This window comes from Ktedonobacter racemifer DSM 44963 (assembly GCF_000178855.1).
Classification (GTDB): Bacteria; Chloroflexota; Ktedonobacteria; order Ktedonobacterales; family Ktedonobacteraceae; genus Ktedonobacter; species Ktedonobacter racemifer.
In genome coordinates, this window is record NZ_ADVG01000001.1 from 2,013,097 (window position 1) to 2,026,962 (window position 13,866).

At 56.7% G+C, this 13,866-nt stretch carries 10 protein-coding genes and 1 pseudogene; 10 read left to right on the forward strand and 1 reads right to left on the reverse strand.

Annotated features, from left to right (window positions below):
- Positions 1-93 precede the first annotated feature (93 nt).
- Complete coding sequence (gene lysS, locus KRAC_RS08810; protein ID WP_040442182.1) at positions 94-1,584, forward strand: lysine--tRNA ligase; 1,491 nt, start codon at positions 94-96, stop codon at positions 1,582-1,584.
- A 78-nt stretch (positions 1,585-1,662) separates the two neighbouring features.
- Here lysS and KRAC_RS08815 read toward each other — a convergent pair whose 3' ends face one another.
- Complete coding sequence (locus tag KRAC_RS08815) at positions 1,663-1,851, reverse strand: hypothetical protein (RefSeq protein ID WP_007906175.1); 189 nt, start codon at positions 1,849-1,851, stop codon at positions 1,663-1,665.
- Positions 1,852-2,014: 163 nt separating this feature from the next.
- On the opposite strand from KRAC_RS08815, the gene KRAC_RS08820 reads away from it, so the two are divergent.
- The 9 genes and pseudogenes from KRAC_RS08820 to KRAC_RS08865 all read left to right on the forward strand — a co-directional run bounded on the left by KRAC_RS08820 (position 2,015) and on the right by KRAC_RS08865 (position 13,859).
- Positions 2,015-2,443: a ComF family protein gene (locus tag KRAC_RS08820; RefSeq protein ID WP_007906176.1), complete on the forward strand. Its 429-nt coding sequence runs from the start codon at positions 2,015-2,017 to the stop codon at positions 2,441-2,443.
- Positions 2,440-3,819 carry an IS4 family transposase gene (locus tag KRAC_RS08825; protein WP_007906177.1) on the forward strand — a complete coding sequence of 460 codons (1,380 nt, stop codon included), beginning with the start codon at positions 2,440-2,442 and terminating at the stop codon, positions 3,817-3,819. Before KRAC_RS08820 ends, KRAC_RS08825 begins: the two co-directional genes overlap by 4 nt.
- Before the next feature lie 185 nt (positions 3,820-4,004).
- Positions 4,005-5,580 (forward strand): annotated as a pseudogene (locus KRAC_RS61120) (nuclease/transposase family protein).
- Positions 5,495-6,022: a ComF family protein gene (locus KRAC_RS08835; RefSeq protein WP_420795784.1), complete on the forward strand. Its 528-nt coding sequence runs from the start codon at positions 5,495-5,497 to the stop codon at positions 6,020-6,022. The pseudogene KRAC_RS61120 and the gene KRAC_RS08835 overlap by 86 nt, the downstream one beginning before the upstream one ends.
- A 123-nt stretch (positions 6,023-6,145) precedes the next feature.
- Positions 6,146-6,718, forward strand: coding sequence for an IS607 family transposase (locus tag KRAC_RS08840; protein WP_007906180.1), 573 nt, complete (start codon positions 6,146-6,148; stop codon positions 6,716-6,718).
- Positions 6,719-6,734: 16 nt separating this feature from the next.
- A complete protein-coding gene (locus KRAC_RS08845) occupies positions 6,735-8,051 on the forward strand; it encodes an RNA-guided endonuclease InsQ/TnpB family protein (protein WP_007906182.1) in 1,317 nt (438 codons plus the stop codon).
- A gap of 457 nt (positions 8,052-8,508) precedes the next feature.
- The gene (gene ftsH, locus KRAC_RS08850) at positions 8,509-10,479 is read left to right on the forward strand and encodes an ATP-dependent zinc metalloprotease FtsH (RefSeq protein WP_007906187.1); all 1,971 of its coding nucleotides are present in this window, start codon (positions 8,509-8,511) and stop codon (positions 10,477-10,479) included.
- A gap of 850 nt (positions 10,480-11,329) precedes the next feature.
- The gene (gene argJ / locus KRAC_RS08860; RefSeq protein WP_007906189.1) at positions 11,330-12,541 is read left to right on the forward strand and encodes a bifunctional glutamate N-acetyltransferase/amino-acid acetyltransferase ArgJ; all 1,212 of its coding nucleotides are present in this window, start codon (positions 11,330-11,332) and stop codon (positions 12,539-12,541) included.
- An 88-nt stretch (positions 12,542-12,629) separates the two neighbouring features.
- Positions 12,630-13,859 carry an aspartate aminotransferase family protein gene (locus KRAC_RS08865; protein WP_007906191.1) on the forward strand — a complete coding sequence of 410 codons (1,230 nt, stop codon included), beginning with the start codon at positions 12,630-12,632 and terminating at the stop codon, positions 13,857-13,859.
- Positions 13,860-13,866 lie beyond the last annotated feature (7 nt).

A 13,866-nucleotide genomic window follows, 5' to 3' on the forward strand; every position in this document is an offset into this window, starting at 1 on the left:
CATGACCGCCTATGAGCGTTATAATGGGCTGTGTGGAGAAAGCATGCCACCGATACACGCTGGAAAATTATGTTGAAGGGAAAGAAGAACAGCATGCCAGAAGAAAGGGAGATACGCATCCAACGCCTCAATGCCCTGCGGGAGCAGGGCATCGACCCCTATCCCAATAGCGTAGAGCGTACCCATACCATTGAGAATGTGCTCACCCACTTTGATGAATACGCCGGACCCGAGGGAGATTTCGCCATTGTCGGTCGCGTGCGCCTCCTACGCGAAATGGGGAAAGCCGCCTTCGCCAAGATTGAGGACGGCACCGGCGCGCTCCAGGTCTACTTCCGCATTAATGACCTGGGTGAGGAGAGCTATCGCGTTCTTAAACTGCTCGACCTGGGCGATTTTATCGAAGCACGAGGCTTCCTCTTTGTGACGCGCACCGGAGAGCGCACCCTCCATGTGAAAGGCTGGCGCGTCATTGGCAAGGGCTTGCAGCCTTTGCCAGAGAAATATCATGGGCTTGAAGACAAAGAGCTTCGCCAGCGCAAACGCTATCTCGATCTCATCGCCAATGGCGAGGAAGTCAAAACAGTCTTCGAGACCCGTAGCCGGGTGATCAGCGCCATGCGCCGCTTCCTGGAGGGCCAGGGCTACCTAGAGTTTGAGACGCCAATCTTACAGCCCCTCTATGGTGGCGCCACGGCTCGCCCATTTATCACGCATCACAACACGCTTGACCGCGACCTCTACCTGCGTATCGCGATTGAACTCTACCTCAAACGCCTGATCGTAGGTGGCTTTGAGCGCGTCTATGAGATCGGGCGCAACTTCCGCAATGAGGGTATTGATCGCAGCCATAACCCCGAATTCACCATGATGGAGTGCTACCAGGCCTACGCGGACTACAACGATATGATGAAACTGGTAGAGGAGATGATCGCCTACATCGCGCAAGAGGTAAAGGGCACAACCCGCGTCACCTACCAGGGAACCGAGATCGACCTGACGCCCCCCTGGCCACGCATTCCCCTACTAGAGGCCATCCACAAATACACAGGCATCGACATCAATGCCTTACCTGATCGCGAGAGCCTGGCCGCCGAGATGCACGCCAAAGGCTATATCGTGGATCCCAAACTGGGCAGGGGTCGCCTCATCGATGATCTGAAAGGCGAGATGCTCCGTAAGGGCATTCCAGAACTACAACAGGCCATCTTCTTGATTGACTATCCGCTGGATGTCTCGCCGCTCACCAAACGCCACCGCACCCATAGCGGCCTGGTAGAACGCTTCCAGCCATTCATCGGCGGCCTGGAGACTGGCAACTCCTTCACAGAGCTCAATGATCCCCTGGATCAGCGCGCGCGCTTTGAAGATCAAATGAAGCAGAAGAGCCAGGGCGACGAGGAGGCCCAGGTGCTGGACGAAGACTTCCTGGAGGCGCTTGAGATCGGCATGCCTCCCACGGGCGGCGTCGGCATCGGCGTTGACCGCCTCGCCATGTTCATGGCAGACCAGGAGTCCATTCGCGACGTTATTCTCTTCCCTACCATGCGCAAAACGGCGGAAGAGCAGATGGTCGAGGACTAAATAAGTGGTGTGGTGCAGTAGTAGCCGCTACTTGCGTACGCAAGTAGCGGCTACTACTGCACCACACCATCGATGTGTCTACTCAAGTGTCCGCTCCTCCTGCCGCACGCCCGTCACACGAATCTTATACCCCAGTCCCTTCCACTTAGAAACGATTTTGGCAAGTTTACGCTCTAATTCGGCATGCGTATGCGCCTCGATCTGCGCCATCGAGGTCGTAGGAAAGTAGGCTGGATGAGTGAGACGATACGTCACAGCGTACCTCACGTGATTCCTCCTTAGAGCATAGACGGCATTCCTCTTTTACCATAGCGATCAGCGAAAACTGAGCTCATTCTTCGTCTAATACATAGTGCTGTAATAAAAGAGAGTCTAAAAAGGCGTTTTGATTAAAAAAGATGATGGTATTGGATGTTGGAGGTGGAATACTATGCCTGCGCCCTTTTCATATGCTTCCCCCCTGCTAGCGACGTTGAAGACGCTTGGGCGAGAGGGGCTGGATGTGCTCTTTCCTCCGCGTTGCGCCTCCTGCCAGCGGCGTGGACATGTTCTCTGCCCACGCTGCCAGGCCCGACTCCAGGCCCAGGCATTACCAACGCATCCTCCCTGCCCCCTCTGCACACAGCGAGGTGGACCAAACGCCTGCCTGCTCTATCCACCTCGGGGACATATGCATGACATTTACGCATTTGGCCCCTATGCTGATCCACTGCGCGCCTGCATCAAAACGCTGAAATATGATGGAGAGACACGCCTGGCAGAGCGCCTGGGTACCTTACAGAAAACCGAGCGAGAAAGCCCCTGTGATTTATCCCTGTCTTTTACCCACAATTTACAATCGTATAGAATGGAGAGATGAAAACGCAAGAGATTCTGGACCCAGAGCAATGGGCAGAAGCTACCTTTGGACAGACGCAACTGAAAGACATGCGCCGCACGAGGCGGGCCGTGACGACAGCGGCTCACATGGCCGAGGAGCCCGCAGCCTCGCTGCCAGCCCAGGCGCAGACCTGGAAAGATGCAAAAGCCGTGTATCGACTGCTTGATGAACCCAATGTCACCTTTGATGCGCTGATGCAACCCCATTGGCAACAGACACGCCTGCGCATGGATACCTTGCCACTTGTGTTGCTGGTACAGGATACGACGGACCTGGATTTGAGCCATCGGCGCAAGATGAGCGGCTTGGGAGAAATCGGCAATGGGAATGGGCGTGGGATGTACCTGCAAACCGTCCTGGCCGTTGAACCGGACAGCCGGGCGGTGCTGGGGTGTGCCTATCAATGTCCCTTCATTCGCATTCCTGCACCCAAAGGCGAAACTCGAGCGCAGCGGTGCAGGCGCGAGAAAGAAACCGATATCTGGCACCAATGTGTCCAGCACATTGGACCCTCTCCCGCATCGAGTGTGCGGGTGCAGGTAGCAGATCGTGGAGCCGATATCTTTGAGTTCCTGCACGTTTGCCGAAGCATCGATACGCACTTTGTTGTGCGTGCGACGCAAGATCGGCGTGTTCAAACCCAGGAGGGAACGCTCGGGTATCTCTTTGAGCAGGTCCGTTCGCAGCCAAGTTCGGACGTGCGTCCGTTTGATCTTCCCGCTCGGCATGGGCACCAGGCTCGTTCTACCACGTTGTATCTGTCGTGGACCTCTCTTGAACTGCTGCCACCGCGCAATGATAGCCGTCTCAACAAACTTCCTCCCTTGCCTGTCTGGGTCATTCGGGTGTGGGAAGAAGGGGCTCCAAAAGGCGAAGAGCTGCTCGAATGGATTCTGTTGACCTCTCTGGTCGGGACAACTTGTGAGCAAGCCTGGCAACGGGTCGAGTGGTATCGCGCTCGCTGGCGGGTGGAGGACTATCACCATTGCCTCAAAACGGGATGTCGTATCGAAGAGCGGCAAGTCCAAAGCGCCGAGCGCCTGATCCGCTTGCTGGGAATGCTCTCTCCTCTCGCCGTGCGTTTGTTGCAAGTGCGTGATCTCTCCCGTCAAGCGCCAGAAAGCCCGGCCCATGAGGTCATCGAGCCAGAAACGCTCACGATCCTGGCTGCTCACGTCGGTCTCTTGCCTTCCACCATGACGGTTGAGACCTTCTGGACAGAGATTGCGCGCATGGGAGGGTACTTGGCGCGTCGAGGTGACGGGCCTCCTGGCTGGGAAACCCTTTGGAAGGGCTGGCTCCACTTGCAGGCACTGCTTGAGGGCGCTCATTTGGCTTTTCACCTCCGTTTGTAAAATGTGGGTAAAAGACAGGTCTTTTAAGTGGGGGATGAATCGCTCTTCCTTTTTGGGAGGCTTGGATGGGAGGTAGCCGCTTGTGATGCTCATTCTTGCTCATCGTTTCCCCTTTTTCATCTTGACATGCCGCTTTTTTGATGTAGAATATGCTCATAGCATCAAAGGAAGGTCAATCAGCCCAGATGAAGCGAGCCAAGACGCCGACATTTCTCATCGAATTGCCCCTCCAGGTCGATTGGAGCAGTGAACGACAGCTGCGTGCGCATCTGGAAGCAGCACGCTGTCTCTATAATGCGCTGCTCTCTGAAGGCAACACACGGCTCCAGCAGATGAGGCATGACCCCGCCTGGGCGCGTGCACGCGCCATCCCTCGCTCCAGGCGAGAAGAACGAGCCCAGGCCTTCTCTCAGCTGCGCAAAAAACATCACTTTTCCGAATACGAACTGCATGCCTTCGCCAGGACGGCCCGCGTCTCGTGGCTTGCTAACCACATTGATGCCGCCATGGCGCAAACCCTGGCCACCCGAGCCTATCAAGCCGTCAATCGCGTCTGTGTCGGCAAAGCCAAACGGGTGCGTTTTCGCAGCAAGGGGCGTGGCATCGATAGCGTGGAAGGCAAGCGCAACGATGTCGGCCTGCGATTCGTGCTTGACCCCAACGCAGGTGATGGTGGCTTTCTCATCTGGAACCAGCAGGTCATCCCTGCCATCATCAACTGGCTGGACCCGGTGATCCAGCATGGATTGCGCCACAAGATCAAGTATGTGCGCCTGGTCCGTCGCAAAGCCTCCTCTCCACAGGCTCAGGGAGCCGACGTGTCAGGCAACCGCTACTATGTGCAGCTTATCGTCGAGGGGCACGCCTGCGTTAAGAAAACGCATGAGAAGAGTGGCACCCAGACCATTGGCCTCGATATCGGCCCCCAGACGCTCGCCATCGTCCCACGTGAGGGAAACGCCCAGCTCGTGACCTTTTGTGAGCAACTCGCCCCAAATGCTCGCAAGAAACGACGCCTCCAGCGTCAAATGGAGCGGCAACGCCGTGCCAACAATCCCGAGCACTATGATGAGTTGGGACGCGTCAAGAAATCTGGCAAGAAGCGCTTGTGGTGGAAAGAGAGTCAGCGGTACAAGCACACCCGCAGGCAGCATGCCACTGCGGAGAGAAAACTAGCCGCCCACCGCAAGAGTCTGCATGGCAAACTGGCCCACGACATCGTGAAGGCTGGCAACATGATCATCCTCGAAAAAACGTCGTTTGTGGCATGGCAGAAGCAGTATGGGAGAAGCATCGGCCTTCGCGCCCCAGGGATGTTTGTAGCACATCTGACCCGCATAGTTGCAAAAACTGGCGGCACCCTGAGCGAGGTCTCTGCCTTCAAGACGAAATTGAGTCAATATTGTCATGCCTGCGGAGCCTACGTCAAGAAGCCCAGATCGCAGCGCTGGCACCACTGCCCCTGCGGCTGTGGACCGGTACAACGCGATCTGTACTCGGCCTTCGCGGCTTTCTCACCTGGAACCCCAACAGACCATCCCCTCTGTCACCCAGTCGGACTGGGAAGGTGCGGAGCCGCGCCTGCGAGCCGTGATGGAGGGTCTGCACCAACGTGCGAATGAAGGGCATGTCTTGCCCCCAAGCATGGGCGTGGTGGCTTCTGGCAAAGCTGCCCGTGCGAGAGCGCGTCGGCTCGAAAGTCCTGCCTATCCCCACCAAGAGCCGCTCTCCCTTTCGGGGGAGAACGGAAGCGTTGGGTGAGCAACAGGAACCCCCGCGCATTCATGCCGGGGAGGTCTCAGTGGCCCAGACGTATCAACGCTTTCAACTAGAGGCCGATGTCTTGCTTCCTGTCCCGCTCCATCCGGCACGCCAGCGTCTGCGCGGCTTCAATCAGGCCCTCCTGCTGGCACGCGTCTGCTCCCGATTGACCGGCGTTCCTGTAAATGAAGAACTGATTCGCCAGCGGCCAACACAGGCCCAGGTCTCCCTTACAGGCAGGTCACGCCAGCAGAATATGATGGGAGCATTTCTCTATGTCTCTACGGCTGCAACCCCAGGCGTTGCGAACCGTAAAATTCTTATCATTGATGACGTTTGCACGACAGGTGCAACCCTGGATGCATGCGCGCGTCCGCTCTTCGCCGCTGGCGCTCGCTCGGTCACTGGACTGGTGCTTGCCTCGGCCTGGCACCGGACATAGGCCTCACACCGGACATAGGCCTCACACAGGGCGCTCCCTATCGTACACAGTCCACAACCTGCGACGAAAGGAGATACATACCAGATATTGGCAACATGTGCGAACGTGAGTGAGAATGAGTCTATGTACTCAGTCGCACAGTTTGCCAAGCAGGTGGGTGTCAGCGTGAAAACAGTGCGGCGCTGGGACCGAGAAGGCAAGCTCAAAGCCAAACGAACGCTTTCCGGGCGTCGCTACTATGATGAGGCTGATCTGGCCATGGCGCTCAACCTTCCGAAGCCGCCAGCTGCTCGCCGAACGATCGCCTCTTGCCGGGTGTCGAGTCCTGCTCAACGGCCGGACGTGCGGAACCAACGGGCAGCGCTTTCGAGCGACGCGGCCTGCAAGCCGCTGGTGGTGGACGACTGGATGATGGAGATCGGTGGGGGTCTCGATGTTGAGCGCAAACAGTTTCTGGCTCTGGTGGATGCCATTGTGGCGGGAGAAGTGGAGCGTGTGCTCATTGCTCACCAGGATCGGCTGGCGCGCTTTGGCTTTGCTCTGCTCAAGCATCTGTGCGAGACCCACCACACGGAATTGGTCGTGATGAACGCAGAGACGCTCTCTCCAGAGCAAGAGCTTGTCCAAGATGTCCTGAGCGTTCTCCACTGTTTTTCATCGAGATGGCATGGCCTGCGGAACGACCGCAAAGCGTGAGAAAAGGTGCTCAAGGATGAAAACTGCACACAAGATCAGGATGCATCCCACCGCTGAGCAGGTGGAGTATCTCAAACGAGCCTGTGGCACGAGGCGATTTATCTACAACTGGGGACGGGAGCAGTGGGAGAAGCAGTATCAGGCGTACAAAGCTGAGCAGGAAACCGTTCCCGAAGAGCAGCGCGTGCTCAAATCACCCACTGCCCTTGCGCTGAAGGCGCACTTCAATGCGATTCGAGCACACGAGTACCCATGGACCTATGACGTCACGAAATGTGTGGTGGAGGGTGCCTTCGACGACCTCAAAAAAGCGTATGACAACTTCTTTGCAGGCAGAGCCAACTACCCGCAGTACAAGAAAAAGGGGAAGTCGCACGACTCGTTTTATCTCTCCAACGACAAATTCACTGTTGGCAGTCACTGGATCTCGATCCCCGGGCTTGGTCGCTTCATCCTCGATCAACGCCAAACGAAGAAGGACCGAGGCAAGCTGCTGCGCACGCTCGGAACGGTCAATTTGGCAGAAAAGCTGCGCTTCGTCGAAAATGGAGCGGCCACCATTCCCACAAAGAAGCGCAACAGGCGCAAGCACGTCGTGTGCGAACGCGTCAAGATTCTGGGGGCGACGGTCTGCTGTGAAGCGGGCCACTGGTACGTCTCCGTTCAAGTAGACATCACACGGGAGCGTCCCAAAGCTCCCGAACCAGTGGTGGGGGTGGATGTGGGCTTGAAGCAAGCTGCTGTGGTGAGCGATGGACGCAGGCTTGAGAACCAAAGGCCATTGGCGCTCCATCTCAAGAAACTCGGCAAGCTGCAACGCAAGCTGTCAAAGAAACAGAAGACGAAAGACCCTCAAACCAAGCGAACCGTGTTCAGTAAGAACTATGAGAAGCAACGACTCAAGGTGGCGCGCAAGCATCAGCAGATCGCCAACATCCGGCGGGATGTCCAGCACAAGTTCACAACCGAACTGGCGCGAACCTGTGGGGCCATCGGCATCGAAGACCTCAACATCCTGGGGATGATGGCCAACCGGAAGCTGTCGCGTGCCGTGGCCGATGCAGCGATGGGGCAACTGTTGCAGTTCTTGAAGACCAAGGTCGCCAATGCCGGGGGCGATCTCTTCATCGCCTCGCGCTGGTTTGCTTCGACCAAACGCTGTTCGTGCTGCGGGCATGTCAAGAAACGCATGCCGCTCAAACACCGCACCTATGGGTGCCAGCTCTGTGGGCTGGTGATCGACCGGGATTTGAACGCCGCTTTGAACCTGGCCTGGTTCGCCATGGAAACGCTTCGCCAACGAGCAGCGCCCAACGTTGGCCGTCCTGGGTAGTGGCTACGACCGTGACGTTAAATGCCTGTGGAGCCGGTGTGAGACCGAAACGAGAGGGCTGATCCAAAGGTTCTCGTGCGATGGCTGTCGGTGAAGAAACAGGAACAACTGACCGCTCGGGGGTGTTTGCACCCGTTCGAGTATGAGAAAGGTAGCAGCGGCAATACCTGATCGCGAAATGCGCCATATTGACGCGCTAGCGGGACGCATCGGTTTTCGTGTGGCGACCACCCGAAGCGAAAAAGAAGCGGCAAAGTATATCGAGCCAGAACTACTACCCAGAGTCACAGCTTTTATAAAAGATGTACTGCACGAGATCGATAACCGTGTGTGTTATAATAAAGCACACAAGAGACAATCATTATATATTCGGTAACATCATTTGCTTATCGATAGAAGTAGAGAGGTAGTTCGTTGATTGCTTATCTTCCGATACATACTAGAGAGAGGCGCCTGAATGCCAAGTAACAGGAGATGGCTCAGAACGGGTATTCTCTGGCTTCTGGCGATTATAGCGATTTCCCTCCTGGGCCTTATCATCCTTCGGCCACAAACCGGAAGCAAAACGGTTAATGTCTCAACGATACTCCAACACGTCAAAGAAGACATCGCGAAAAATCAGACGGATACGCTGAGCGTCGATAGCAACACTCTCACGCTCATTCGTGGCACCCAACCAGATGCGCCAAGAGAGACAGCCAGTATTAATGAGAGCTTCGATGCCACTCGCGTACTCAAAGATAATGGCATTGACTATGTCAACAATCGCCTTTTACTCCTGCGCTATGAAACGCCGAGCCAGGTCTGGAACTGGCTGGGGAGCCTGGTAGGGCTAATTCCGTTCCTGATCCTCGCCGTCCTATTTTTTGTGCTCATTCGCCAGGCCCAGGGAAGCAATAACCAGACCATGTCATTTGGTAAAAGCCGGGCCAGGATGTTTATGGGCAATAAGCCCTCGGTCACCTTTACCGATGTCGCAGGCGTGGAGGAGGCCAAGCAAGAGCTTCAAGAAATCGTAGAATTCCTCAAATATCCCGAGAAGTTCGCCGCCCTTGGCGCACGCATCCCCAAAGGACTCTTACTGGTTGGCCCTCCAGGTACAGGCAAAACGCTCATCTCTCGTGCCGTCGCAGGAGAAGCAGGCGTCCCCTTTTTCAGTATTAGTGGATCAGAATTTGTAGAAATGTTTGTTGGTGTCGGCGCCAGCCGCGTGCGTGACCTCTTTGAGCAGGCCAAGCGCAACAGCCCCTGCATTGTTTTCGTCGATGAGATTGACGCCGTTGGTCGCCAGCGTGGCGCGGGCCTGGGTGGCTCTCACGATGAGCGCGAGCAGACGCTCAACCAGATCCTGGTCGAGATGGACGGCTTTGATAATAACACTAACGTGATCGTCATTGCCGCGACCAATCGCCCCGACGTGCTTGATCCCGCGCTCCTGCGCCCTGGACGCTTCGACCGCCAGATCGTGCTTGATCGCCCCGATATTCGCGGGCGTATCGCGATCCTCCAGGTTCACGCCAAAGGGAAGCCCCTGGAGAGCGACATCTCTCTGGAGACCCTCGCGCGTCAGACGCCCGGCTTCTCCGGCGCCGACCTGGCCAATGTCCTCAATGAGGCCGCGATCCTGGCTGCGCGCCGCAATAGGCACAGCGTTGGCATGAGCGAGCTAGAGGAGGCCACTGACCGCGTCGTGGCGGGTCCGGCACGCAAGAGCCGTATTATTAGCGAACGCGAGAAAGCAATCACTGCCTATCACGAGGTTGGGCATGCCCTCGTCGCGCGTATGCTGCCCAACTGCGACCCGGTACATAAAGTATCGATTGTGGCCCGCGGCCAGGCAGGCGGCTTCACCATGCTCCTCCCCACCGAGGACCGCTATCTCTGGAGCAAGCCCCAGTTTGAAGATATGCTGGCCTATGCTCTGGGTGGTCATGTAGCCGAGTTCCTTATCTTTGGCGCGGTCACAACTGGGGCCTCCAACGATATTGAGCGCGTTACTAAGATCGCCCGCTCCATGGTCACCGAGTATGGCATGAGTAATCGCATCGGCCCCATGGCGCTTGGACATAAAGACGAGCTTGTCTTCCTCGGGCGCGACTTTGGCGAGCAACGCAACTATAGCGAGCAAACGGCACGCGAGGTCGATGAGGAGATTCATCGCATTATCCACGAGGCCTTTGGCAGGGCTCAAATCATCTTGCAGCAAAACAAGACGCGCCTTATCATGATTAGTGAGCGCCTGATCAAGGAGGAGACTCTGGAGGGACCACTCTTTGAGTCACTCTTCAATCAGCCAATCAACGAAGGCCAGTATGATACCCCCTCCATTCTCGCAGGCATACCAGAGGAGTTACCTTCCACTCACCTGGAGATGCCGCTCATCACCCCTCGCCTCCCCCTCAACGGCGAGAAATCCGACATATATTAACAAACCTCGCATATAGTAGGTGGCTGGGGCTTACGCCCTCTACGAGTAAATGGTCGTGACGTGAGACACAACCATTTACTCTTGAGCGCCGCAGGCGCGAAAGCTGACATTTGCAAAACACGAAACCCTACTTACACGTTTTCCATTGACATTACATATCCCAGCCTGATATCATAAATTAGTAGTCTGTCAATAAAGACGACAAGCCTGTCCCGCGCTGAACGAAAAAAGTACAGGAGTAGCGGCCAACAGCGATCCGAAATAGAGTGGAAGTTCGGAACGGAGATGCACTTCTCGAACGCCTTCGCGAGCGGCTGACCGAAGAAAATTGCCTGTATCATGCTGGTAATGCGGCTCCGTTACAGGGAATAAGTAGGTTGGGTGGCTGGTTACCACGCAGCAGAGAACCAGAAAAAGTGGTCTTTCATCTTCGCTACAACGACGTAGGGCAGGAAGCTTCTCCATCGTAGCTTTTTGCCGCTTCGAAGCGAAAGACAAGTAGGGTGGCACCACGGGTGTGAAAAGGAGCCTTTCCTTTTACTCTCGTCCCTTCAACTGTTTACGGAAGGGGCAACAGAGGAAAGCCATTGGCTCTCAGTTCCTTCCAGGAAGTTAGTCCACATTTGAAGGAGTTTCACACGGTGGGAAACAACACACAGGCGCATTCTACCCAGACCACGACTGCACGCCAGGATTCATACACTGGCCCTCCGCGCATTTCTTGCTGTCGACACCTCCCAGGGACAACTATGCCCCTTTTTTCTGACAGCCTTGAATTCAGGCCTGGCATGGAGCCCAAACGGCACCTATCTCAGGTCAACAATGTTCTTCAGTAGAAGGAGATGCTTTCGTGGCAGAACTATTTCATGAAATTGATCACTGCGTTACCGCTCCCCAGGGCTTCCGCGCCGGTACGACCGCTTGTGGTATCAAGTCTGACGCTGGCATTAAGGACCTTGCGATCCTCGTCTCAGATGTTCCCTGCACTGTTGGCGGTGTCTTTACGACCCACAACCTGCGCGCAGCGCCCGTCTTGCTCTGCCAGGAGCGCTTACAAGACGGCCAGGGGCAGGCGGTTGTCGTCAACAGCGGCAATGCCAACTGCGCCACGGGTGAGCAAGGCTTACACAATGCCTATCGTATGACTGAACTTGCCGCAACCAAACTCGGACTCGCCCCAGAACTCATCTTCTGCTCCTCAACAGGCATCATTGGACGCCAATTGCCTATGGAGAAGCTTGAAGCAGGCATCCCACAGATCGAGTTGAGCAGCGAATACGGCGACGCCTTTGCCGAGGCGATCATGACCACCGATACTCGCCCCAAGCGCCTCGCGCTTGAGTTCGAGATCGAGGGCCAGGCCGTTCGCCTGGGTGGCGTCACCAAGGGAGCAGGCATGATTCGCCCCAATATGGCAACTATGCTGAGCTACCTGACTACCGACGTGGCGGTAGAACGCGCATGGCTGCAACAGGAGTTGCGAGACGCGGTCAACGATAGTTATAACATGGTCTCGGTGGATGGCGACATGTCGACCAACGATACGTGTTTGATCTTCGCCAATGGCCTGGCCGGCAATACCCCACTCAACGCGCAACATCCCGACGCGGAGACTTTCCGCCAGGCGTTACGCTACATCACATGCTACCTGGCACGCGAGATGGCACGTGATGGCGAGGGCGCGACCAAGCTACAAACCATCCACGTACGCGGCGCGCGTGATAAGGCTGACGCGGTCCTGGCGGCACGCTCCCTGACCAGGTCACCGCTCTGGCAGTGCGCGCTCGCGGGTGGCGATCCCAACTGGGGTCGTATCGCGGCTGCAGCTGGCTCCAGCGGCTGCGAGTTTGACCAGAATGCCTTTGATATCTTTATTGGCGAGACCCAGATCGCCGCTAAAGGCATGGCGATAGATTATGATCAGGACCAGGCGCATGCCGCCATGGCCGGTGACGAGGTTCTGATTACCATCGACCTGCACCTGGGCAACGGCGAGGCCACAGCCTGGGGCTGCGACCTCACCCACGGCTATATTGACGAAAATTCTTTGTACACACGCTAAGTGCCTCTCGAAAACCTGAGCGCGTTAGCGCTAGCCGCGAGCGCGGCGTTGGTTTTCGCATAAGGAATAAGTCATAAGGAGAAAAGCTATGACAACGACGGAGTTGCAGAAACGAGATTGGGCTGCCCTCGAACAGAAATATTATCAGGGTACCTTCAAGCGCCTCCCTATCACGCTTGTACGTGGCCAGGGCGCACGTGTCTGGGACAGCGAGGGGAAAGAGTACATTGATTTTGTCGCTGGTATCGCCGTCAACATCCTGGGACACTGCCATCCAGCTATTATTCAAGCCGTACAAGAACAGGTCACGCAGCTCGTTCACGTCTCTAACCTCTACTACAACATACGCCAGATCGAACTGGCAGAACAGCTCGCCGAGCTGAGCGGTGGCATGCGCTCCTTCTTCTCCAACAGCGGAGCTGAGGCCAACGAGGGCGCGATCAAGCTGGCGCGTAAGTATGGCCGCCTCCACCGCGATGGGGCCTTTGAGATCATCAGCATGGAGCGCAGCTTCCATGGTCGCACACTGGCCACCACCGCCGCGACCGGCCAGGCGGCCTATCAGGCCACCTGGGCGCCCCTGCCCGATGGTTTTAAGCAGGTACCTTTCAACGACCTGGACGCGGTCAAAGCGGCCACCAGCGCCAAGACGGTCGCGATCCTGGTTGAGGCCGTTCAAGGCGAGGGCGGCATCTGGCCCGCCAGCAAGGAGTTTCTCCAGGGACTGCGCCAGTGGTGCGACGAGCAGAACCTGGTCCTGATCTGCGATGAAGTGCAGGCCGGCGCGGGTCGCACCGGCAAATACTTCAGCTGGGAGCACTACGATATCAAGCCGGATATCGTTACTATGGCCAAGGGCCTGGCAGGCGGTGTTCCTATTGGTGGGATGCTGACCGGCCCCCGCACCGACGTCTTCGCCTATGGCGATCACGGGACAACCTTCGGCGGCAATCCCATCGCCTGTGCCGCAGGTGTCGCAACCATCAAGACCATCAAAGAGCAGAACCTGCTTGAGAACGCGACGAAGATGGGAGCCTACTGGGACAAGAAGTTCCAGGACCTCAGCGCGAAATATCCGCACATCATCGATAGCCCACGCGGCATCGGCCTGATGCGCGCCGTCAATGTCAAACACGACCTGGCAGGCACGATTGCGGAGCGAGCGCTAGAGCACGGCCTGCTGCTCAACGCCCTGGGCGGCTCAACTCTACGCATGGTCCCCCCGTTGATCCTCACCGAGTCCGATCTCGACGAGGCTCACGCGATCCTGGACCGCTCCCTGGAGGAGGTCTCCAAGCTTCCTGCCGCTCAACAGTAAAAACCGC

Bases quoted from the DNA above. Each gene is read 5' to 3' on its own strand.
- KRAC_RS08820 (WP_007906176.1), top strand. From the start codon at position 2,015: ATGCCTGCGCCCTTTTCATATGCTTCCCCCCTGCTAGCGACGTTGAAG.
- KRAC_RS08840 (WP_007906180.1), top strand. From the start codon at position 6,146: ATGTACTCAGTCGCACAGTTTGCCAAGCAGGTGGGTGTCAGCGTGAAA.
- KRAC_RS08845 (WP_007906182.1), top strand. From the start codon at position 6,735: ATGAAAACTGCACACAAGATCAGGATGCATCCCACCGCTGAGCAGGTG.
- KRAC_RS08825 (WP_007906177.1), top strand. From the start codon at position 2,440: ATGAAAACGCAAGAGATTCTGGACCCAGAGCAATGGGCAGAAGCTACC.
- KRAC_RS08865 (WP_007906191.1), top strand. From the start codon at position 12,630: ATGACAACGACGGAGTTGCAGAAACGAGATTGGGCTGCCCTCGAACAG.
- ftsH (WP_007906187.1), top strand. From the start codon at position 8,509: ATGCCAAGTAACAGGAGATGGCTCAGAACGGGTATTCTCTGGCTTCTG.
- lysS (WP_040442182.1), top strand. From the start codon at position 94: ATGCCAGAAGAAAGGGAGATACGCATCCAACGCCTCAATGCCCTGCGG.